The 22,147-nt window shown below is 68.5% G+C and carries 21 protein-coding genes and 1 tRNA gene; 19 read left to right on the top strand and 3 right to left on the bottom strand.

Features of this window, described 5'->3' with window-relative positions; genetic code table 11:
- Nucleotides 1-220: hypothetical protein (locus ABD154_RS14515; protein ID WP_344251509.1), on the bottom strand; the 220-nt coding region annotated here is incomplete at its 3' end.
- A gap of 13 nt (nt 221-233) precedes the next feature.
- Between ABD154_RS14515 and ABD154_RS14510 the strand changes: the two genes are divergently transcribed.
- The 4 genes from ABD154_RS14510 (at nt 234) to ABD154_RS14495 (ending at nt 3,561) form a co-directional block, all read left to right on the top strand.
- Entirely contained in the window at nt 234-1,466 is a 1,233-nt protein-coding gene (locus tag ABD154_RS14510) for a hypothetical protein (RefSeq protein WP_198498190.1), read from the top strand.
- 129 nt (nt 1,467-1,595) lie between these two features.
- Complete coding sequence (locus ABD154_RS14505) at nt 1,596-2,045, top strand: FAS1-like dehydratase domain-containing protein (RefSeq protein WP_137826935.1); 450 nt, start codon at nt 1,596-1,598, stop codon at nt 2,043-2,045.
- Entirely contained in the window at nt 2,042-2,485 is a 444-nt protein-coding gene (locus ABD154_RS14500; RefSeq protein ID WP_211977988.1) for a MaoC/PaaZ C-terminal domain-containing protein, read from the top strand. The genes ABD154_RS14505 and ABD154_RS14500 overlap by 4 nt, the downstream gene beginning before the upstream one ends.
- Complete coding sequence (locus ABD154_RS14495) at nt 2,482-3,561, top strand: UDP-N-acetylmuramate dehydrogenase (protein WP_211977987.1); 1,080 nt, start codon at nt 2,482-2,484, stop codon at nt 3,559-3,561. Before ABD154_RS14500 ends, ABD154_RS14495 begins: the two co-directional genes overlap by 4 nt.
- Nucleotides 3,562-3,608: 47 nt before the next feature.
- Here the strand turns inward: ABD154_RS14495 and ABD154_RS14490 are convergent, their stop codons facing one another.
- Nucleotides 3,609-4,667, bottom strand: a complete 1,059-nt coding sequence (locus tag ABD154_RS14490) for an adenosine deaminase (protein WP_344251506.1) — start codon at nt 4,665-4,667, stop codon at nt 3,609-3,611.
- Between the two features lie 63 nt (nt 4,668-4,730).
- Here ABD154_RS14490 and ABD154_RS14485 point away from each other — a divergent pair, with 63 nt between their 5' ends.
- From ABD154_RS14485 to ABD154_RS14420, 14 genes are all read left to right on the top strand, one after another.
- A complete protein-coding gene (locus tag ABD154_RS14485) occupies nt 4,731-6,332 on the top strand; it encodes a metallophosphoesterase family protein (protein WP_211977985.1) in 1,602 nt (533 codons plus the stop codon).
- A gap of 110 nt (nt 6,333-6,442) precedes the next feature.
- Nucleotides 6,443-6,515: transfer RNA gene (locus tag ABD154_RS14480), tRNA-Trp, on the top strand.
- Between the two features lie 105 nt (nt 6,516-6,620).
- The gene (secE, locus tag ABD154_RS14475; protein ID WP_140955542.1) at nt 6,621-6,899 is read left to right on the top strand and encodes a preprotein translocase subunit SecE; all 279 of its coding nucleotides are present in this window, start codon (nt 6,621-6,623) and stop codon (nt 6,897-6,899) included.
- 90 nt (nt 6,900-6,989) lie between these two features.
- Nucleotides 6,990-7,883, top strand: coding sequence for a transcription termination/antitermination protein NusG (nusG, locus tag ABD154_RS14470; RefSeq protein WP_211977984.1), 894 nt, complete (start codon nt 6,990-6,992; stop codon nt 7,881-7,883).
- Nucleotides 7,884-8,108: 225 nt separating this feature from the next.
- Complete coding sequence (gene rplK / locus ABD154_RS14465) at nt 8,109-8,546, top strand: 50S ribosomal protein L11 (protein WP_009379129.1); 438 nt, start codon at nt 8,109-8,111, stop codon at nt 8,544-8,546.
- An 89-nt stretch (nt 8,547-8,635) separates the two neighbouring features.
- Nucleotides 8,636-9,331: a 50S ribosomal protein L1 gene (rplA, locus tag ABD154_RS14460; RefSeq protein WP_137826928.1), complete on the top strand. Its 696-nt coding sequence runs from the start codon at nt 8,636-8,638 to the stop codon at nt 9,329-9,331.
- A gap of 255 nt (nt 9,332-9,586) precedes the next feature.
- On the top strand, nt 9,587-10,861 hold the full coding sequence (locus ABD154_RS14455) for a helix-turn-helix domain-containing protein (RefSeq protein ID WP_211977983.1): 1,275 nt from the start codon (nt 9,587-9,589) through the stop codon (nt 10,859-10,861).
- 101 nt (nt 10,862-10,962) lie between these two features.
- Nucleotides 10,963-12,486, top strand: a complete 1,524-nt coding sequence (adh, locus tag ABD154_RS14450) for an aldehyde dehydrogenase (RefSeq protein WP_137826927.1) — start codon at nt 10,963-10,965, stop codon at nt 12,484-12,486.
- A gap of 641 nt (nt 12,487-13,127) precedes the next feature.
- A complete protein-coding gene (adhP, locus tag ABD154_RS14445; RefSeq protein WP_198500913.1) occupies nt 13,128-14,147 on the top strand; it encodes an alcohol dehydrogenase AdhP in 1,020 nt (339 codons plus the stop codon).
- Between the two features lie 1,055 nt (nt 14,148-15,202).
- Nucleotides 15,203-15,736: a 50S ribosomal protein L10 gene (rplJ, locus tag ABD154_RS14440; protein ID WP_137826094.1), complete on the top strand. Its 534-nt coding sequence runs from the start codon at nt 15,203-15,205 to the stop codon at nt 15,734-15,736.
- A 57-nt stretch (nt 15,737-15,793) separates the two neighbouring features.
- A complete protein-coding gene (gene rplL, locus ABD154_RS14435) occupies nt 15,794-16,180 on the top strand; it encodes a 50S ribosomal protein L7/L12 (protein WP_137826095.1) in 387 nt (128 codons plus the stop codon).
- A 274-nt stretch (nt 16,181-16,454) separates the two neighbouring features.
- Nucleotides 16,455-17,705 (top strand): hypothetical protein, encoded by a 1,251-nt coding sequence (locus tag ABD154_RS14430; protein ID WP_344251504.1) that lies wholly within the window; start codon nt 16,455-16,457, stop codon nt 17,703-17,705.
- 5 nt (nt 17,706-17,710) lie between these two features.
- Entirely contained in the window at nt 17,711-18,574 is an 864-nt protein-coding gene (locus ABD154_RS14425) for a hypothetical protein (RefSeq protein WP_344251503.1), read from the top strand.
- Nucleotides 18,571-19,728: a hypothetical protein gene (locus tag ABD154_RS14420; protein WP_344251502.1), complete on the top strand. Its 1,158-nt coding sequence runs from the start codon at nt 18,571-18,573 to the stop codon at nt 19,726-19,728. Before ABD154_RS14425 ends, ABD154_RS14420 begins: the two co-directional genes overlap by 4 nt.
- Nucleotides 19,729-19,824: 96 nt before the next feature.
- Here the strand turns inward: ABD154_RS14420 and ABD154_RS14415 are convergent, their stop codons facing one another.
- A complete protein-coding gene (locus tag ABD154_RS14415; protein ID WP_344251501.1) occupies nt 19,825-20,760 on the bottom strand; it encodes an MBL fold metallo-hydrolase in 936 nt (311 codons plus the stop codon).
- Nucleotides 20,761-20,864: 104 nt separating this feature from the next.
- Between ABD154_RS14415 and ABD154_RS14410 the strand changes: the two genes are divergently transcribed.
- Nucleotides 20,865-22,016, top strand: coding sequence for a GNAT family N-acetyltransferase (locus tag ABD154_RS14410; RefSeq protein ID WP_344251500.1), 1,152 nt, complete (start codon nt 20,865-20,867; stop codon nt 22,014-22,016).
- Nucleotides 22,017-22,147: the final 131 nt, after the last annotated feature.

Here is a 22,147-nt window from a genome sequence, read left to right as displayed (position 1 = left end):
CGGGGGCGGCGGCGCCGACGGGAGCTGCGCCGACGGGAGCAGCACCCGCGAGCGCCGGTTCCGGAGGCGCCGGAGGAAGTTCGAGTTCCTCGGGGGCCGGGGGCAGAGCGGGCTCAGCCGCCGCCGGGGCGCTCACCGCAGCCGCGGGCGGAACAGCGGCGTTCGCGGCCGCCGTCGCCGCTGCGACGGTCTGCTCGTCGGCGGAGCGGGGGCCGGGCACGGCGACACCGTCCTTGACGGCGCGCTTCTTCTCCGCACTCGGGGTCGCGGTCGTCGCTGCTGCCTTCGCCGTCGAGGCCTTTGCGCTCGAGCCGGCGGTCTTCGCAGCAGCGGGCTTCTTTCCCGCAGCGGCTGCGGACTTCGACGCGGTGGACTTGGACGCGGCGGGCGCCGACGCAGCGGACTTCGATGCTGGTGACGTCGACGCGGTGGGCTTCGACGCGGTGGAATTGGACGCGGCGGGCGCCGACGCAGCAGGCTTCGACGCGGTGGAGGTCGCAGCGGTCTTCGCGGAGGACGAGGACTTCGCGGCGCCCGCAGGCGACTTCGCTGCTGACGTCTTCGTGGAAGCAGTGGAAGTCTTCGTCGTCGAGGGTGTCGACGTCGACGCGGCCGAGGGGGATGACCCGGTCGCTGTCGTCGCTGCCGCGGATCCGGACTTCGGTGCGGCCGACTTGGCGGGAGCCGCCTGTGCCGAGCCCTTTTCCGCGACCGTGCGGGCCGCCGATTTCGCGGCCGTCGTCTTCGCCGCCGCACCCGCCGACATCGACGACGTCGTGGGTGCGGACGCTGCCGAGTTCGCTCCGGTCGTCGCAGCCGCAGGCTTCTTCTCCGCTGACGTCGAGGCCGACGCCTTGGTGGCAGCCGCGGGCTTCTTCGTCCCCGACGTCGAGGTCGACGCCGTGGTCGCCGACGTCGACGCGGATGTCTTGGTCGCCGAGGACTTCGCCGCCGACTTCGACGCCGCCGACTTCGACGCCGTTGCCTTCGCCGCGGGCTTCTTCGCTGCCGACGCCTTCGAGGTCGACGCCTTCGTCGCCGAGGACTTCGAGGTCGAGGACTTCGCTGCCGACTTCGAGTCAGACGCCTTCGCGGTCGACGTCGAGTTCGTCGACTTCGACGACGTCGACTTCGATGCTGTCTTCGAGGCAGCCGGCTTCGTCTTCGCCGCAGAGCCCGCAGTGCTCGTCGAGGTGGACGACCCCGCGCTCTTCGTCGCAGCGGTCCTGCGCGTCGAACCCGCCCCGCCTCCGCTCGCCTTGTCGTTCTTCGTGGTGGGGGTGGTGCTGCTCGAGGGGTGGTTCGTCATGGCAGTGCTCCTTACGGGAAACCGTCGGGCGCCATGGCGACGACCGAGGTCTCGTCGGCTCCGCTGTCGGCCCGGGAGACGTGCCTACAGCAAATGTGATGGGGACAACCTATCTCAGTTTTCAGCGTCTGTGGCTGATGGTTCAGCAAATGTGTGAATGGGAGGCGAAATCGTGACCACCGGGCGGTGCCCGGCAGTGGAAGCATCGGCGCTCGCCGATTCCCGCTGCCCGCATTCCGGAAGCTAGGCTTGAGCCGACCGATGCCTCTTTCGAAAGTGAGCTGATATGCCGGTGAACGCGGAGAAGCAGGGGGCGACCTACTCCCTGCCGCGCCCCTACGATGTCTCCCGGGAGGAGATCGCGGAGTTCGCTCGCGCGACGAACGCGGGGGCCGACTACCATTTCGACGCCGAGGCGGCTCAGGCCCTCGGATACCGCGACGTCATCGCCCCGACGACGTTCGCCGTGATCATCGCGCAGAAGTCCGAGGCGGCCTACATCACCGACCCGGACTCCGGCATCGACTTCTCGAAGGTCGTCCACGGCTCCGAGCAGTTCAGCTTCAACCGGCCCATCGTCGCCGGTGACAGCCTCAAGGCGACGACCCATGTCGACGGCGTCCGCGCCGCCGGCAGCAACGCGATGATCACCACCCGCACGGAGATCATCGACATCGCCGACCAGCCCGTGGTCACGGTGACCTCGACCATCGTCGTGAGAGGAGACGGAGAATGAGCCTCATCGATCTGTCCGAGCTGACGATCGGCGACGTCGTCGTCGAGACGGAGATCCCGCTGTCCCGGGCCTCGCTCATCGACTATGCCGCGGCCTCCGGCGACCACAACCCGATCCACTGGTCCGAGCGCTTCGCCGAGGAGGTCGGCCTCGAGGGCGTCATCGCCCACGGCATGCTCTCGATGGCCGTCGTCATCGCCCCGATCGTCGAGTGGCTCGGCGATCCCGGTGCCGTCGTCGACTACCGCACCCGCTTCTCCGCCCCGGTCCTCGTGCCCGACGCCGAGTCGGGACCGCCTTCGACCCCGACGACCTCGCTGCACCTCACGGCCACCGTCGGCGCCGTCGACGCGGCCGTGGGCACCCTGCGCATCGATGCCGCCGTCACCGCCGGTGATGCCGACGTGCTCAGCCGCACGCAGATCCGAGTCGGACGGTGAACCTCTCCGAGTTCACGACGTTCCACCTCGGCGGGCCCGCCCCGGATCTCACCGTCGCCCGGTCCCGGGACGACCTCATCGCCTTCGCCGAGGCGAACGGACTCGCACCCGGCGACCGGTCGATGCCGGACATCCTCCTCATCGGGGGCGGGTCGAACCTGCTCGTCTCCGATGCCGGATTCGCCGGGCCCGTCGGCGTCGTCGCGACGACCGGTGTGACGTTCACGGAGATCTCGGACACGGAGATGCAGGTGACCGCCGAGGCGGGGGAGAGCTGGGATGACTTCGTCGCCGCCACGCTCTCCTCCGGTCTCTCCGGACTCGAGGCCCTCTCCGGGATCCCCGGCTCCGTCGGCGCCACTCCGATCCAGAACGTCGGGGCCTACGGCACCGAGGTGGCCGAACTCATCACCTCCGTCGAGGTCTACGACCGGCTCTCCGGGCAGGTGCGGCGACTGACCGCCGCGGAACTCGAGTTCGGCTACCGCACCTCGGCGCTCAAACGCGCGGCACGAGCGGCGGGCACGCCCGCGCACATCGTCCTCTCGGTGACGTTCGCCCTGCCCCGCGGCACGGATTCCCTGCCGGTGCGCTACGCGCAGCTCGCCGGCGCCCTCGACGTCGCGATCGGAACCCGCGTGCCGGCCCTGCGGGTGCGCGAGGCCGTGCTCGACCTGCGCCGGTCGAAGGGAATGGTCCTCGACGAGGACGACCACGACACCTGGTCGGCGGGATCGTTCTTCACCAATCCGATCGTGGAGAGCCCCGAGGCACTGGCGGCGCTGCCGGCCGAGGCGCCGCGGTTCCCCGTCACCGATCCGCTCAGCGGGGCGACGATCCCCGGGCTGACGAAGACCTCGGCGGCGTGGCTCATCGAACGCGCGGGTTTCGGGAAGGGCTACGGCTTCAACGACCGGGCGAGCCTGTCGACGAAGCACACCCTGGCCCTGACGAACCGGGGAGGGGCGACGACGTCCGATGTCGTCGACCTCGCGCGCACGATCGTCGCCGGCGTCAATGAGCGGTTCGGGATCGTCCTCGAACCCGAACCGACCTTCATCGGCACCGAACTCTGACACGACGCCGCGCTTGACGCCGCGCCGGGCCCGCTGCGGCCCGCGCGCTAGTCGCTGCGGTCGGACTCGGCTTCTCCCCGCTCGGCATCGCCCCGCCCGGCCGCCCATGCATCGATGTCGGCTTCGGCCCGGGCGACCACCTCGGCGGGGGCCGCGGAGATCGCGAACGAGGACTTCGCCAGACCCGCGAGCTCGCCGTCGGTGAGACCGAGCTCAGCGGCGAACCGGTACTGGTCGGCCAGTCGGGTGTGGAAGATCAGGGGGTCGTCGGCGCCGAGGGCGATGTCCGCGCCGGCGTCGAGGAGCCGGCGCAGCGGGACGTGCTCGATGTCGGGATAGACGCCGAGGGCGACGTTCGATCCCGGGCAGACCTCGAGGCCGATGCCGGCCGCGACGATCTCGTCGAGCAGGCGCGGGTCCTCACCGGCGCGGATGCCGTGGCCCAGCCGGTTCGGCGCCAGCTCGGTGACGACGGCGCGGATGTGATCGGGCCCGAGCAGCTCCCCGCCGTGCGGGACGGAGAGCAGTCCGGCCCGCCGCGCGATGTCGAAGGCCCGGCCGAAGTCCGCCGTGGTGCCGCGGCGCTCATCGTTCGACAGGCCGAAGCCGACGACCTTGCCGGGGCCGGTGCCGGCATGGTGGGCCGCGAGCCGCGCGAGCATCCGCGCGTCGAGGGGGTGGCGGGTGCGCGAGGCCGCGACGACGATCGCCATCCCGAAGTCCTCATCGCTGGCCGCTGCCGCCTCGTCGAGGATGATCTCAAGCGCCGGGGTGATGCCGCCGACGTACGGGGCATACGAGGTCGGGTCGACCTGGAGTTCGAGCCACCGGGACCCCTCGGCACGGTCGGCGGCGACCGCCTCGCGGACGAGCCGCCGCATGACCTCCTCCCCGCGGACGACGCCGCGGGCCATGTCGTAGAGGCGCTGGAAGCGGAACCAGCCGCGCTCATCGGGGCTCAGCCCGGTCACCCTGTCGCCGAGCAGCTGCTCGGACATCGGCATCCCCGCCTCGGCGGCGAGGTCTTCGAGGGTGTCGGCCGACATCGAACCGGTGAAGTGGAGATGGAGGTGTGCCTTCGGCAGGGACACGAGCGGGTCCGTCATCTTCTCAAGGATAGCCGTGTTCGCCTGACGGACACCTGGGTGCCGCCTCCCTAGAATGGGTCCGTGTCACCCCGCCGCAAGACCTCAGCTCTCATCGTCCTCCTTGCCGTCATCGCCGCCCTCACGCTGCCCTGGGCGATCTTCTCGGCGCGGGCCGACCTCAGCTTCGGCCCCCATGAGGCGCAGTACCGGGTGACGGCGGATGCGCGGCTGACGCTCGACTTCGGGCCCTTGGGCTCCCTGCTCGTGCCCGCGGACGAGTTCCTCCCGCTCGGTCTCGGCCTGTCCGTCGACGTCGGGGAGATCCCGGTCTCCGGGGAGACTGAGGATGCCGCCTCGGCGCTGGGCACCGATGCCGCCGGCGGGGTCGGCGGGGGAGTCGTCGACGCCCTCGGCGGGGACATCGCCTCCTATGCCTCCCTCTTCTCGGCCCCGCAGACGCAGATCGATGAGATCGTCACCGGCCTGACCCGGGACATCCTCATCCGCTGGGCGCTCGCCGTCTGCCTCACCACAGGCATCCTCGTCGGGGTGACGGCGCTGCTCGGACCCGCCCGGATCGCCGCCCTCGGTCGGGCCCTGGCCGGGCGTGAGCTCATCGCCATCGGCTCCGTCGTCGTCCTCGTCCTCGGCGGTCTCAGCGCCCTCGTCCTCACCCGTCCCGCCCCGCCGCAGCCCGATCCGGCGTTCGCGGGCACTCCGCTCGCCGGCGCCGAGGTGACCGGCCGCCTCGGCGGCATCATCGATGAGGCGTTCACCGCGGTCAAGGAGTTCTCCGACGAGAACGACGCGTTCTACGACGCGGTCATCGCCGGTCTCCACGCCGGCTGGACGAACCGCCCGCTCAGCGGCGACTGGTCGGCTGCGGGCATGGTCCCACCGGCGTCGGGCAGCGCCGATGTCTCGACGTTCGTGCTCAGCTCCGACGTCCACTGCAACTACGGGATGGCGCGCGTCGTCGGCGACGTCGCACGGCTGACCGGGGCCGACGGGATCATCGACGCCGGCGATGTGACGATGACGGGCACCTCGGCGGAGAACTACTGCTTCGACGTCCTCGACGACGAACTGCCGCAGGACGTGCCGAAGATGTTCGTCAAGGGCAACCACGACTCGCAGGAGACCGCGAAGCACGCCCGCAGCCGGGGCTGGGCGGTGCTCGACGATTCGACCGCGCAGCTGGCCGGGGTGCGCTTCCTCGGCGGCCCCGACCCGCGGCGCACCGTGTTCGGCTCGGGCCCGGAGCTCGAGACGGAGCTGACCGCCGACGAGTACGCGGCGAAGCTGCGCGACGAGGCGTGCCGGACCGACTTCGACATCATGCTCGTCCACGACCCGCGCATCGCCCAGCCCGCCCTCGAGTCCGGGTGCGCCCCCTACGCCCTGAGCGGACACTGGCACCGGCAGGTGGGTCCCGAGCAGTTCGGCAGGGGAGTGCGCTACGTGAGTTCCACCACCGGCGGGGCGCTGGCGAACGCGCTGACGCCGGGTCCGCTGAAGATGGACGCCGAAGTGAGCGTCATCCGCGTCGACACTGTGACGAAGACGCCGATCGACGTCCAGACGATCACCGTCACCCCTGGTGAGGACGTGTCGATCGGCCCGTGGGTGCGCTTCCCCGCACCGCTGCCGCTCGTTGCGAGACCCGTGGCACCCGCGCCGTGAGGCGGGTGTCGGGGTGCGTGTCGGGCTCGGTTCGACGGAACCCGGTGGGAGACGGTATGCTCGTTTCTCGTGGTTGGGCACACCCTCGGATGGGGGCGTCGCCGAATCGAAGGGGTGTGGCGCAATTGGTAGCGCAACGGTCTCCAAAACCGTAGGTTGCAGGTTCGAGTCCTGTCACCCCTGCGCAGTTGACATCTGCCGCGGCTCTCAATCGCCGGGCAGGGCGCAGTCCTCGATTGGCTGAAGCAATTGTGCGATCCCCTGAAGATTCCGACCGAGTGAGGATGTGTGAGCGACACACCGGCAAAGAAGACTGGACAGGCTCCCGAGGCCACGTCCCGTCGCAAGAAGCTCGGATTCTTCGGACGAATCATCCAGTTCCTCCGCGAGGTCGTGGCGGAGCTGAAGAAGGTCGTCACCCCGACGCGCAAGCAGCTGGTCAACTACACACTCGTCGTGCTGGGATTCATCCTCGTCATGATGGTCATCGTCACGGTCCTCGACCTCGTCTTCGGCAAGCTCGTCGGGTTCGTGTTCGGCGGAACTCCGCTCTGGCCGCTGTGGTGACTCGCCGGCAGCGGCGATAACCTGGATACGATAGAACTTCTCACAATCCCCGTGCAGGGGACCACTACACGCGAAGCGAGGAATTGATCGGTGTCGGATACCAGTTCACCTGAAGAGGTCGACGCACCTGAGACCCCGGACGTCGCCGGTGAGGCGTCGACGGAGGATGTCGCCGAGGTGACCGCCGACGACGCGACGACCGCAGAGACCGACGCGACGGCTGCCGATGAGGGCGCGTCCGCCGACGAGGCTGCTTCCGCGGACGATGCCGCCGACGACTCGGCTGCCGACGACACGGACACCGCGGATGCGGACGAGTCCGCCGAGGCTGACGAGACCACCGAGGCTGCGGCCGGCGACGACGTCGACCCCGCCGAGGAGTTCAAGTCGGAGCTGCGCATGCAGGAGGGTGACTGGTACGTCATCCACTCGTACGCCGGCTACGAGAACCGCGTCAAGCAGAACCTCGAGAACCGTGCGGTGAGCCTCAACCTCGAAGACTTCATCTTCGAGTCGCAGGTGCCGATGGAAGACGTCGTCGAGATCAAGAACGGCCAGCGCAAGCAGGTCCGCCGTGTGCGCGTGCCCGGTTACGTGCTCGTCCGCATGGAGCTCACCGATGAGTCGTGGGGCGCCGTGCGCCACACCCCGGGCGTCACCGGCTTCGTCGGCAACGCCTACGATCCGGTGCCGCTGTCGATCGACGAGGTCTTCACGATGCTCGCCCCCGTCTTCGAGGAGCGTCAGGCCGAGGCCGCCGCTGCTGAGGGCCACGCCGCCGAGCAGGCCGCGAAGTCCGCTCCGATCACCGAGGTCGAGTTCGAGGTCGGCGAGTCCGTCCTCGTCAAGGAGGGCTCCTTCGAGGGTCACCCGGCGACGATCCAGGAGATCCGCCCCGACTCGCAGAAGCTCACCGTGCTGCTCTCGATCTTCGAGCGCGACGTTCCCGTCGAGCTCGGCTTCGATCAGGTCTCGAAGCTCTGACCTGAGAAACGCACTTCAGTCGCGACGGGGCCCGGTGAGAACCGGGCCCCGTCGCGTTCTGCGTCCACCCGCCCACGGTGCTGTGTTCCCGCTCACGACCATTTGCCTGGGGGAGAGCGGACATGGAATACTGGTGTGGTTTGATTGTCGTCTCTGTATCGGCGGAGGCGGCAGCGAATGATGCGCCGCTCGGCGCATGGAAACTCTCAAGATTAAGGACCGCATATGCCTCCCAAGAAAAAGGTAGCCGGCCTCGTCAAGCTCCAGATTCAGGCAGGTGCCGCCAACCCGGCGCCTCCGATCGGTCCGGCGCTTGCCCAGCACGGCGTCAACATCATGGAATTCACCAAGGCGTACAACGCTGCGACTGAATCCCAGCGCGGGAACATCGTTCCCGTCGAGATCACCGTGTACGAAGACCGTTCGTTCACCTTCGTTCTCAAGACCCCGCCCGCCGCTGAGCTCATCAAGAAGGCTGCAGGCGTGAAGTCCGGTTCGGCGACCCCGCACACCGTCAAGGTCGCTCACCTGAGCGCCGACCAGGTGCGTGAGATCTCGACGACCAAGATGCCCGACCTCAACGCCAACGACCTCGACATGGCTGACCGCATCATCGCGGGCACCGCGCGGTCGATGGGCATCACCACCGACATCGAGGTCTGAGGCTCCCCCTCGCACGGGTGAGTCACCAGACATTCCACTGTGGCAGGGCGGATGCGCCGCCCACACCACGACTGCAAGGAGAGAAGCAGATGGCAAAGCGCTCAAAGGCCTACCAGGCCGCGGCTGAGAAGATCGCCGCTGATGTGAAGTACGAACCGGCTCAGGCGATCGACCTGGCCAAGGAGACCTCGGTGTCGAAGTACGACGCCACCGTCGAGGTCGCCCTCCGCCTCGGGGTCGACCCCCGCAAGGCGGACCAGATGGTGCGCGGCACCGTCAACCTTCCGCACGGTACCGGCAAGACCGCCCGGGTCCTGGTGTTCGCCGCCGGCGACCGTGCAGAGGCAGCCCGCGAAGCAGGTGCCGACTACGTCGGTTCCGATGACCTGCTGGAGAAGGTGGCCAACGGCTTCACCGACTTCGACGCCGCGGTTGCCACCCCCGACATGATGGGCAAGGTCGGACGTCTCGGCAAGGTGCTCGGTCCCCGTGGCCTCATGCCGAACCCGAAGACCGGCACCGTGACCATGGATGTCGCCAAGGCCGTCACGGACATCAAGGGCGGAAAGATCGAGTTCCGCGTCGACAAGCACTCGAACCTCCACTTCGTCATCGGGAAGGCCTCCTTCTCCGAGCAGGCGCTGCAGGAGAACTTCGATGCCGCGATCGAGGAGATCCTCCGCCTCAAGCCGTCCTCGTCGAAGGGCCGCTACATCACCAAGGCGACGATCACCACGTCGAACGGTCCCGGCGTTCCGGTCGACGCAGCCGCGCTGCGCGCCTGATGCCGGCCGCGGACTGATCCGCGACCGACGCCTGAGTGGGGCGGGAAGTGAGACTCTCACTTCCCGCCCTTCGTCGTTCCCGCGCTTCGTCTTTCGCGCGCCGAGGCGGTGCACCGGCTGTACTCCACAGGTCATCTCGCCCCGCCCTGACCGCAGGGCCCCTCCCGCACCTTGCTCCCGGGACGGTTCGCGATAGGATTGTCCGTATCCTGGTCAACTGACTGACACCCGCCGATGGAGGTGGCACGGATCGCGATGCACTCGACACCGCTGCTGCGCGACGACTATCAGCTGATCGTGCGTCGGGCCCATGACAACCTCGCGAGTCCGGCACTGGCACCGCAGCCGGGCCTCGGCGTGCGCTCGACCGTCCTCGAATCCTGGACCCGCAGCCTCGACCGACTCCGCGATCCGGCGGGTGTGCATCCGACGGTCGCCTACGATGAGGCACAGCTGACCGAGGTCCGCCGCCGGCACCCGTTCCACTCGATCATGCCGCTGCTGCGGTCCCATCTCATCGAACCCGCCACCGAGGCGGGACTCCTCGTCGCACTCGGCGACGAACAGGGCTGCCTCCTCTGGGTCGAGGGGGAGAAGCCGGTCCGCAATCGTGCGGAGTCCATGGGCTTCGTTCCCGGGTCCGATTGGTCCGAGGACGCCATGGGCACCTCGGCGCCGGGCCTGGCGCTCCGCTCACGTTCAGCGGTGCAGATCAGCCGGGCCGAGCACTTCGCTAGCGAAGTCCACCCGTGGAGCTGCAGCGCCGTGCCGGTCACCCATCCCGTCACCGGCGAGGTCATCGGGATCATCGACGTCACCGGGGGAGACGATGCGGTCTCCGCGATCGTCCTGCCGCTGCTCAGCTCGACGGCGCAGGCCGCCTCGGCGGGACTCTCGCAGCTCTACGCCTCCGGCGACGGGACGACCGGGCCGGCTCCCGAGGCGACGACGGATGCGTTCCTCGAGGTGAGCGGTCCGACTCCGGTGATCAGCGGGACCGGCGGGCAGCGCATCGACCTGTCGAAGCGCCACGCGGAGATCCTCCTCCTGCTCCACCGCCACCCCACCGGCCTGACGAACGCGGAGCTCGCCGATCGGCTGTGGCCCCTCGGCGGCAGCGACGTCACGGTGCGGGCGGAGATCGCACGGCTGCGCAAGACGATCAGCCGCCTCGGCGACATCGAGGTCCTGGGTCGGCCCTACCGGATCCGGGGACGACTCGACAGCGACGTCGAGCGCACTCATCGGGCGCTGGCCGCCGGCGACGCCGAGACCGCGCTGTGCGCGTACCGGGGCGCGGTGCTGCCGGAGTCGGAGGCACCGGGGGTGCGGGAGATCAGTGCCGAACTCGATGTCCTGCTGCGGGAGACGCTGCTGACCGACGGGACCTGGCAGCAGCTGTGGCGCTACGCTGCGATGCCGCACGCCCAGGCCGACACCGAGGTGCTCATGGCCGTCCTCCGACTTGCGCCGCCCGATGCGCCTGAGCGCACGGCGGCTGTCGTCAGGCTCGAATCCCTCGGGCACTGACCGGCCGGACGACGATGCAACTGTGATGCAACGTTGCCGCCGGTAGCGTGAAGTCCAATCGGAGAGACCTCTCCCGAGGACATCGCAGCAAAGGAGTTGCCATGACTGTGTACGCCCGGCCCGGCGAGGACGGATCCCTCGTCACCTTCAAGCCCCGTTACGAGAACTTCATCGGCGGGGAGTGGGTGGCCCCGACGAACGGAAACTACTTCGAGAACCCCACCCCGGTGACGGGCCAGCCCTTCACCGAGGTGCCGGCGAGCACCGCCGAGGACATCGAACTCGCCCTCGACGCCGCCCACGCCGCCGCACCGGCCTGGGGGAAGACCTCGCCGACGGAGCGGTCGAACATCCTGCTGAAGATCGCCGATCGGATGGAGGAGAACCTCGAGATGCTCGCGGTCGCGGAGACCTGGGACAACGGCAAGGCCGTGCGGGAGACGCTCAACGCCGACCTGCCGCTGGCCGTCGATCACTTCCGCTACTTCGCGGCGGCCATCCGGGCGCAGGAGGGCGGGATCTCCGAGATCGACGAGGACACCGTCGCCTACCACTACCATGAGCCGCTCGGCGTCGTCGGCCAGATCATTCCGTGGAACTTCCCCATCCTCATGGGCACGTGGAAGCTCGCCCCGGCGCTTGCGGCCGGCAACGCCGTCGTCCTCAAGCCGGCCGAGCAGACTCCCGCGTCGATCCTCGTGCTCATGGAGCTCATCGGCGATCTGCTGCCGCCCGGCGTCGTCAACGTCGTCAACGGCTTCGGGCTGGAGGCGGGCAAGCCGCTGGCGTCGAACAAGCGGATCTCGAAGATCGCGTTCACCGGTGAGACGACGACCGGTCGCCTCATCATGCAGTACGCCTCGCAGAACATCATCCCCGTCACCCTCGAACTCGGCGGCAAGAGCCCGAACATCTTCTTCGCCGACGTCATGAGCTCCGACGACGCGTACTGGAACAAGGTGCAGGAGGGCTTCACGATGTTCGCCCTCAACCAGGGCGAGGTCTGCACGTGCCCGTCGCGCGCGCTCGTCCAGGAGTCGATCGCGCCGGAGTTCCTCGAAGCCGTCGTCAAGCGGACCGAGAAGATCATCCAGGGCAACCCGCTCGACACCGACACGATGATGGGCGCGCAAGCGTCGAACGATCAGCTCGAGAAGATCGTGTCCTACCTCGACATCGGCAAGCAGGAGGGCGCCGAGGTGCTCATCGGCGGAGAGCGGGCCGAACTCGACGGCGACCTCTCCGGCGGGTACTACGTGCAGCCGACGATCTTCAAGGGCGACAACGGCATGCGGATCTTCCAGGAGGAGATCTTCGGACCGGTCGTGTCGGTGACGACGTTCAGCGACTACGACGATGCGATCAGCATCGCCAACGACACGCTCTACGGCCTCGGCGCGGGCGTGTGGAGTCGCTACGGCAACACGACCTACCGGGCCGGACGGGACATCCAGGCCGGCCGCGTGTGGGTGAACAACTACCACGCGTATCCCGCGCATGCGGCGTTCGGCGGGTACAAGGCCTCGGGCATCGGGCGTGAGAACCACAAGATGATGCTCGACCACTACCAGCAGACGAAGAACCTGCTCGTCAGCTACTCGGACGAGGCCCTCGGCTTCTTCTGAGGGCTCGCCTCGAGCACCCGAACCCGTCCCGCGCGCAGCGCACCGACCCAGCTGCGCGCGGGGCACCCAAACCCCCTCGAGTCCCGGCGCTCACCCCAGCCGGAGGCGGCACCTGAACCGGACGATCCCTGCGATCCCGATGGTCTCTGCTATCACGGTGATCTCAGCGATCGACCCGCGAGGCCACCCCCACCTCGGCGCGATCTGTTCCCACCCGCCCCGGCTCCGGCAGCACGAGCACACCTTGTCACTTCGAACAGCACGGCGAGCCCAGGGCTGCCCACCCTGCTGCCCCCAGCCCCGGACGGTCCCGGCCACCCAGACCACGGCCCTCCGGACCATCCCGACCACGTTGCCCTCGGCCTCGAACACACCCGCCCCTCTGCCCGACCATCCCTCCGGCCCCGACCACCCAGGCCACGCCCTCCCAGATCACCCCGGCCTCACGCCCCTCTCACCCGGACGACCCCGACCACCCAGGCCACGCGATTCGCTCCGTGGCCCCAGCCTCACACCCCACCCCTCGCTGACGTGCTCCACGCCAGCCCCGCCTCGGCGATGCCCCTGTGCTCCCGCGGCGCCTCAAGCCAAACCCCGGCACCACCTATCACCGCATGACCATCACAACGAAGGAGTCGATGATGTCGGAAATGAAAGCAGCAGTCGTCGAAGGATTCGGCGAGGATCTCGTCGTCGGAGACAACACGATCCCCGAGCCCGGGCCCGGCCAGGCGCTCGTCAAGCTCATCGCCTCGGGCGTGTGCCATACCGACCTCCACGCCGCACATGGCGACTGGCCGATCAAGCCGCAGCTCCCGCTCATCCCCGGCCACGAAGGGGTCGGGATCGTTGAGAAGGTCGGCGAGGGCGTCACCGAGGTCGAGGTCGGCCAGATGGTCGGCAACGCCTGGCTGTGGAGTGCGTGCGGCGTCTGCGAGTTCTGCCGGCAGGGCTGGGAGACGCTGTGCGAGTCCCAGGTCAACGGCGGGTACGGCATCGACGGGTCGTTCGGGGAGTACATGCTCGTCGACGAGAAGTTCGCCGCGGTCATCCCCGACGGCGCCGACCCCTATGAGATCGCCCCGGTCCTCTGCGCCGGCGTCACCGTCTACAAAGGACTCAAGCGCACCGAGGTCAAGCCCGGTCAGTGGGTCGTCATCTCCGGCATCGGCGGACTCGGGCACATCGCCGTGCAGTACGCCGTCGCCATGGGCATGCGCGTCGTCGCCGTCGACGTCGCCGACGACAAGCTCGCACTGGCGAAGAAGCACGGTGCGGAGATCACCGTCAACGCGTTCGCCGAGGACCCTGCCGAGGTGATCCAGGAGAAGATCGGCGGCAGCCACGGAGTGCTCGTCACCGCCGTCCATCCGGCGGCGTTCGGCCAGGCGATCGGGATGACCCGCCGAGGCGGCACGATCGTCTTCAACGGCCTGCCGCCCGGCGACTTCCCGGCCCCGATCTTCGACATCGTGCTCAAGGGCCTGACGATCCGCGGCTCGATCGTCGGTACTCGCCAGGACATGGTCGAAGCTCTCGAGTTCTATGCCGCCGGGAAGATCCACCCGACGTACACGAAGCGCCCGCTCGAGGACATCAACGCGATCTTCGACGAGATGATCCACGCGAAGATCGACGGTCGCGTCGTCATCGAGTTCTGACCCGCCGAGGCGGTTCCGCCGCGGCGACGTTCGCGTTCGGTGGGCGAACGCTCGTGCTCGGTGAGGCGGGCATTTCGTCCGCCGAGGCGTGAGTCCCGCGTGCCGGAGCGCGAGTCCGCTCGTGGAGGCGTCGGTGCCGCGGGCCGGAGCGTTGATTTCTCCCGCCGCGGTGTCCCCAATCAGCCGTGGCCCCGTTGTCAGTGACGGGGCCACGGTTCTTCTGCGCATTTCTTCCTGCAGGCGGCTGCACTTCGCGCGGCCGACTGCGCAGCGGCCCGACACCAAGCGGGTCCTCGCTCCACCGGGCCGGCAGCCCCACGCGCCGGGCAGTTTGCGCCAGTTGGGTCTGAGATGGCCAAGGCAGCCTTGGCCATCTCAGACCCAACTGGCGCAAACCACTGGTCAGTCTGATCGGTGCGCGGTGCCTGCCACTGGTTGGGCTCACTTCGGTATCCAGGGCTCAGGTATTGAACTGAGCCCTCCGGCCCAGGGTGAGCCGGTTCACGGGCAAGAGCCGGTCGACTGCCTCGAGTGGGCACACGGTGACAGAGCACCACCTCGGCGAGAGCACATCTTGACCGAGCACCACCTCGGCGAGGACCGCGGTGCCCACCCACCACCTCGGCGAGGGCCGCGGGGCCCACCCGCCACCTCGGCGACCGACGCAATCCGGAACCGCGTAATGCAGTACTGGCCCGGGCAGCACTCCGCGGAACCGGACAGCGCCGCGCGGCCCTGGCGCGCAGTGCGGGGGAGGGAGCGGAACTGTGACCAGGCTCTCCGCGGTGGCGAACGATCTCGATTGGACGGGGCGCGGTCGACCTCGGTAAGCTGGAACCACCGAAGACCGTCGGTCTCTGTGGGAAATCAAGAATCCGCCATCGGATGATTGTGCTCGCAGACGAAGACTCCGCAAGGAGTGACCCTCGCAGGTGAGCCAGAGATCCTTCTGAAGTGAGAACCCCGTTCTCAGCCTCGAAGCGTTTCGCGCCTATCTGCGTGGAGCGCTTTTTTCGTTGTCAGGACCAGACCGGCGCCTGTACGAAAGGAATACCATGGCGAGGCCAGACAAGGCAGCCGCAGTCGAGGAGCTCAAGCAGCAGTTTGAGAACTCCGACGCTGTATTGCTGACCGAGTACCGCGGTCTCACCGTCGCGCAGATGAAAGAACTGCGCGTCTCTCTTGGTGAGAACGTCAGCTACGCCGTGGTAAAGAATACGCTGACCAAGATTGCAGCCAAGGAAGCCGGCATCGCCGGTCTCGATGAGCTCCTCAACGGGCCCACCGCGATCGCGTTCGTCAACGGCGAACCGCCTGAGGCTGCCAAGGCTCTGCGTAACTTTGCCAAGGCGAATTCTCAGCTCGTCATCAAGGGTGGCTACTTCGACGGTGCCGCCCTGACCGCTGAGAATGTCAACCAGCTCGCCGACCTCGAATCCCGCGAAGTGCTGCTTGCAAAGGCAGCCGGTGCCATGAAGGCAAGCCTCCACCAGGCGGCTTACCTCTTCACCGCTCCGCTGGTCAAGGCCGCGCGCACCGTCGATGCTCTCCGCGAGAAGCAGGACTCCGCTCCTGCCGAAGACGCCTGAGCACCACCCCACAAACCCGGTCACCGCAGGTGACCACCACAGGAAGGATTGGCCACCATGGCTAAGCTCACCGCAGACGAGCTCATCGAAGCTTTCAAGGAGCTCACCCTCATCGAGCTCTCCGACTTCGTCAAGAAGTTCGAAGAGGAATTCGACGTCGAGGCTGCTGCCCCGGCCGCTGTCGCCGTTGCCGCTCCGGCAGCCGGTGGCGGAGAAGCCGCTGCTGAAGAGAAGACCGAATTCGACGTCATCCTCGAATCGGCCGGCGAGAAGAAGGTCCCCGTCATCAAGGAAGTTCGCGGGATCACCTCCCTCGGACTGAAGGAAGCCAAGGACCTCGTCGACAGCGCTCCCAAGGCTGTCCTCGAAGGCGCTTCGAAGGAAGACGCCGACAAGGCCAAGGAAGTCCTCGAGGCTGCCGGCGCCACCGTCACCATCAAGTGACTTCTCTCGCGGCAGTCTGACTGACCGCGGATCGCAGAACCCCGCAACCGGCAACGGCTGCGGGGTTCTTCGCGTCCTCTCAGCCGTCGCGCACGCCCGCCGCACCGCAGCCGCCCGGGTCGCAGCCGCGGACGCAGAGTGTCGATGTCGAGAACGCAAATCGACATTCTCCGACCGGAAGTCGCCCGGCCCGGCCCTCGCACCGAGGCGATGGTGCCGATCCGCTACAACCCGACCGGCCCATTGCGGTCGGCCAGACCATAGAGTTGAGACCATGACGACGACCGACCGCCTTGCGAGGCAGCTGCGCGACCGGATCCGCACAGCCTGGGAAGCCGGTCCGCTGTTCATCGACCCCATCGTCGTTCCCGGCCTCACCGCCCGCCAGCGCGCATCCCTCGAAGCCGCCGTCGCCACCGCCGAGGAGTCGGGCATCCCGGTCTACGTCGCCGTCACTCCTCCGGCCTGGCTCGGAGCAGAGGAGGCCTGGTCGCGCTTCACCGCCGATCTCGCGTACTCGATGTTCGAGGGTTCGAACGCGGAGCAGGCCATCGTCGTCTTCGCAGAGACCGACGGCGGCGCGCGGCTGCTGTCCTACCTCGTCGACGACAACGGTCCGGCCGTCCCGCCCGGCATCGACGAGCTGCCCCGCTCGACCACCGACGATTTCCTGCCCCTCGAGCTTGCGGTGCCGTACCACCTCGAGATCCTCGTCGCTGCGGCCACCGGCGCACCTCCGCCTCCGCCTCTCGACTTCGATCCGGCGGACGCCGGGGAAGGCGGCAGCCGCGACTACATCGAGGCCACGGGACTCGACGATGCCAGTCCCGACACTCTGGTCCTCGCCGCTTCGGGTCTCGCCGCCCTGGGGCTGACCGCGTGGGTGCTCTCGCGGCGGGAGAAGTACGCGTGGCGATCGCAGCTGACCACCGGACCTGAACTCGTGCGCCGACACAATCTCGTCACGGCCGTCGAGAAGTCGCAGGCGGAACTCCCCGTCCCGAAGTCCACCGGTGATGAGGTCTGGGCCCTGCGCGATCGCGGTCTCCGCATCCAGGAGGCGATCGCCGCGATCGTCGCCGCGCACCCCGACTGGACCGAGCACCCCGACCATTCCCACCGGCAGGCGATCTTCGCTCTCACCCGCTCGGACAAGTGGGTGCGTTCGATGCTCGGTCGCCCCACGCTGCCGGACCCGGGAGACGCCGACGAGAGGAAGTCCTGCTACTTCTTCCCGGCTCATGCCAAACCGGTCAGCAGCTATGCGATGAGGCAGGCCGGCACCGTGCTCACGGTCAACGCGTGCGCGACCTGCATCGCCGACCTCGAGGCCGGACACGATCCCGTCTGCCTCATGGTGCCGAAGGATCCGAAGTCACCGCGGTCCCGCGCAGTTCCGTATTTCCAGCGTGACGACGCCTACGCGACCTCCGGATTCGGCAGCTTCGTCGACCTCGAGGTCGCGATCCTCGACTACGGGGTGCCGGGTGCATCGCGTCGGGCGCTGACGGAGGACAGGTCATGACATCGATGAGCGCACCCCGGAACCACTCCCGGACGAAGAACTGGACGCCCCTCGTCGTGCGGCTCGCGGCGGCGATCGTCGTCTTCGCCGCCGTGACCGTCGGCGCCGCACTCGTCAGCGCCTCCCTCTTCGATGATGCCAAGCAGGAGCGCATCGCCGTCGAGGACAGTGGGGAGATCAGAGTCGACTCCGTCTATTCCGACCGCATCGCCAGCGGTCTCGACGCCGACTACGATCGCACCCCCTACCAGCAGATCGCGTCCGGATTCGCCGAGGATCCCGTCTATGTCGACGACTACGCGGCATGGTCGGTCACCGATGCGGACCTCGAGGCGATCCGCTCCGAAGTCGAGGGTCTCGACGATCCGATCTTCGTCGCGTTCCTCACGACCTCCGACCTCGACGCCACCGACGGCGACCTCGACCTCGCTGCCGCCAGGATCAGCCGCGAGCTGCCGACGGAGACGGGGACGGTGCTCGCCTTCGACAGTATCCTCGAGGGCAGCGCGGAGAAGGGCATCGACAGGGAGGCGTTCTGGAACCGCCCGGACATCACCTCCGATGAGACCGTCTCCGGCGCCGCTCTCGCGTGGGTGCGCGAGCTGAAGACTGTCACCCCCGAGGAGCCGTACACCGATACGGAGTACGTCGCCGATCCCGGGGACGAGCAGGACCCCCGCGACCTCGCCTACCACCCCGGTTCGGCGATCACCGGAGCGACCATCGGTCTGGTCCTCGGTGCTGGCGTGGCCGCCGTCGCCGTGCCGCTCATCGTCTGGATCCGTCAGCGCAGGGAAGGGCGGCCGTCGACGGGGACGACGAAACGCGACGGCAACCGGTCGCGAACGAAGGAGGGGAACAGGCGATGAGCACGACACCCCAGCAGATCGCCGAGGCGCTCAAGGCCGATCCGTTCTGGATCGATCCGGCCCTCGCCGACACCCTCAATCCGACGCTCATCGACAAGGCGAAGACGACCGTCGACGGACTCGACTTCCCCGTCTACGTCATCGCCGTCGATGCCCACCGCGTCGATCGTGAGGAGCTCGAGCAGATCAAGGTGTTCCACGGCGGTGAAGGCGCATACGTCATGATCAACGGCACCGAGGACCTCGCCGTCGACGAGACGTTCGCCGACACGGACGAGAAGCTCGAGGTCATGGACCAGAACCTCAACGCCTCCGACGACTGGAACGTCTCCACCCCCTCGACGACGAAGCTCAACATCCTCCTCGGCTACTATGCCGATCCGCAGGAGCGCACCGACACCGAGGCGGTCACCGGGCAGGAGGTGCCCGGCACCGAGGTCGTCGACGACAGCGGATCCGGATCGTTCGCCCCGCTCTTCCTCGGTGCGGCGATCCTCGTCCTCGCGCTCGTCATCGCCGGTGTGTGGCTGGCGAAGTCAGCGCGGGAGCGCAAGCAGGACCGTGAACGGGAGCATGCCTTCACACTGCCGTCCCGGCTCCTCAACCGCGTCGACTCCCTCCAGCGCAGCGCGCTGCGGGACTCCATCAGCGGCGAGACGGCCGAGCTCGCCGAGACGCTCGGCCGCCTGCAGACCGCCGACCTCGATGCTGCCGAGGCCGACCGGGTCGAGCGCGCCCTCGACGCCTACCAGATGGCCCGCCGCATCGTCGATGACGAGACTGCGACGCGTCTCGACCTCGCCGGTGCGATGGTCCTCATCCGGCAGGCCGGACATGAGATCGCCGAGGCGGGTCGCAGTCCCAGGAAGCGCGGGGCCCGCAGGTCGACCGTTCCGCAGAGCCTGTGCACGATCAATCCGCTCCACGGCGAAGCGCAGACGACGTCGCGCGTCGACGCCGACGGGCAGAGCGTGCGGGTTCCCGTGTGCCGGGCGTGCGGCGACGACCTGCGCGCCGGCCGCGAACTCCGCTGGATCTTCGACGGTGATACGCCCTACGTCGAGGGGAACAGCGTGTGGTCGCGCACGCTCTTCGGTGCGATCGGCGGCGATCTCGTCACCGCCCTCCACCGCGAGCGCCCCGACCTCGACTGAGCCACACGAAGTTCCGGACGCGGAGTGTCGATTCGAGCGAACAACATCGACACTCTGCGTCCGGAAATCGCTGTGGCTCCGCCGCCTCGCCGCGGCTCAGGCCTGGGGGAGTGTCGTCTCCCTGGGGATCGTGCGGTCATGGTCACCGGGCATCGCACGGGAGGGCAGGGTCACCTCGGCGTCGGGTCCATGCTCATGCTCACGCTCCTGGGCCCCATCCCAGGCGTCCTCATCGTCGGCACCGAAGCCTCCGGTCGCCAGATCGGCACCCTCGGCCGGCTCACCGCCGAGATCCGACCCCGGGCTCTGATTCGGCACCGACGCGAGCCGGAAGCCGTCGAGGTCGGCGACCTGCCGCTCGACGAACGCCCGGTCGACCGGCACCCCGTGCCCGGGGACGAAGACCGTCGCCTGCGGGAACGCGAGGAGGGCGTGGAGGCTCTCGACCCAGTGGCTCAGCGACGCGTCGCTGCCGGCCTGTGGGGGAGCGCCCTCCTCGATGAGGTCGCCGGTGAAGACGACGCCGGCCTCGGGGAGGCTGACGACGACGTCGGCCGTGGAGTGTCCGCCGAGTACGGAGAGTTCGACGGCGGCATCGCCGAGGTCGATCGTCGTGGGCGCCTCACCCGCCTCGGCGATGGGGGTGACCTCGACGAGGAGGTCGCCGGGATCCTCGGGCAGCTCCCGCGTGAACGCGGCGGTGTCGGGATTCGACCGCAGCGCGTCGAGGGCGATCCACGTGCTCGCGGCCTGGTCCGCGGCGAACGCGGGGGAGGCGAAGACCCGGTCGATGCCGGCGTCGACGAGGGCCGCCGCACCGAGGTAGTGGTCCCAGTGATCGTGGGTGATGACGAGGTCGATGGGATTGGCGACGCCGTTGGCCTCGCGGCTGATCTCGGCCGCACGCGCGGCAAGCGCACCTGCCGCAGTGGGGCCGGGGCCGGCGTCGACGATGAGACTGCGATCGGCGCCGGTGATGATCCCGCAGTTGACGGCGGCCGGGTCGAACGTGAGCACGGTGATGGTCGTCATGGGCACAGTCTAGGACCGGTCGGACGCCGCGGACGGGAGGCGGTGGAATAGGATCGCTGATGCGGGGCAGCGTCCCCGCTCACCGACCACGGACAAGGAGATCGATGGAGATCACCCGCATCCTCGCAGGAACCCTGCCCGCTGAGCGGATCGACGCGACCGTCGCCGAGGTGGTCGCCTTCGACCGGATCATCAACGCCGACTCCGGGATGGGCGAGGATTTCGATCCGCTGCCCGCCGAGGTGCGGAAGCGACTGACCCAGCCGACCGACTACACGACGAACGAGTTCTGGCTCGGCCGCCTCGGCGGACGGATCGTCGCGAAAGGCATCGCCTATCTCGATCTCAAGGACAACCTCAACGGCGCGGAGATCCATGTCTCCGTCCACCCCGCGCACCGGCGGCGGGGACTCGGCGGCGAGCTCCTCGCCGTCATCGAGGCGGATCTGCGTGCGGACGGGCGGACCCGGCTGACGAGCTTCAACGAGGTTCCCGCGACCGCGGTCGCAGCGGATCTTCGGGGTGCGCGGATCGCCGCGGCCTCCGGGACCGGAGCGCTTCCGGCAGACCTGGCCGATGTCGCCTTCGCCCGCCGCTGCGGATACTCCCTGCGGCAGATCGAGAGGTGCGCGATCGCCCGACTCCGGCTACCGGAACATGACGTTGCCGAATTCGGCGACGGCTATGAGATCCTCACCTGGTCGGGGCCGGTGCCCGAGGAGCACCTCGATGCGCTCGCCGTCGTCCATCGGGCGATGTCGACGGACACTCCGGGGGCGGCCGACCTCGAAGAGGAGGAGTTCTGGGACGCCGAGCGCGTCCGTGCACTCGATCGGCAGCGCGCGGACGCGGGCGAGCGGATGCACACCGCACTCGCTGTGCGACGTCCCAGCCGGCACGACGGCGGCCCCACCGACCACGGGGAGTCCCCGGAGTTCGAGGTCGCAGGCTACACCGAGGCGGCTCACTTCGACGACCGCCCTGCCGTCGCCTTCCAGGGTGGGACGCTTGTGCTGCGCGACCACCGCGGGCATGGACTCGGGGCGAGGCTCAAGCGGGCCAACCATGGACAGCTGCTGCGGTCGAGTCCGGTCGAGCGCGTCTACACGTGGAATGCGGTGGAGAACGCCTGGATGCTCGCGATCAATGTCCGGGCCGGCTTCGAGACGTTCGCGTGGACCGGAGTGTGGAAGAAGGAGCTGCCGACGACCGCCTCGGCGGGGGAGAGGAACCACGCGAAAAGCATGCTTGCGTGACTTGACCGAATGCTATAAGCTTGATATTTGCGTTGCTGTGCCTGTGGCGTGCCTTCATATAGCGGGGGGCAGGTCAGTTCCACTCCAGTGAACCACGTTGTCGCCCGGTGTCGAAATCGACACACCCGGGG

The sequence above is a fragment of the Brevibacterium sanguinis genome, from assembly GCF_039528855.1.
Classification (GTDB): Bacteria; Actinomycetota; Actinomycetes; order Actinomycetales; family Brevibacteriaceae; genus Brevibacterium; species Brevibacterium sanguinis.
Note: the sequence above shows the minus strand (reverse complement) of the source record. Positions and strands in the feature narration are given on the sequence as shown.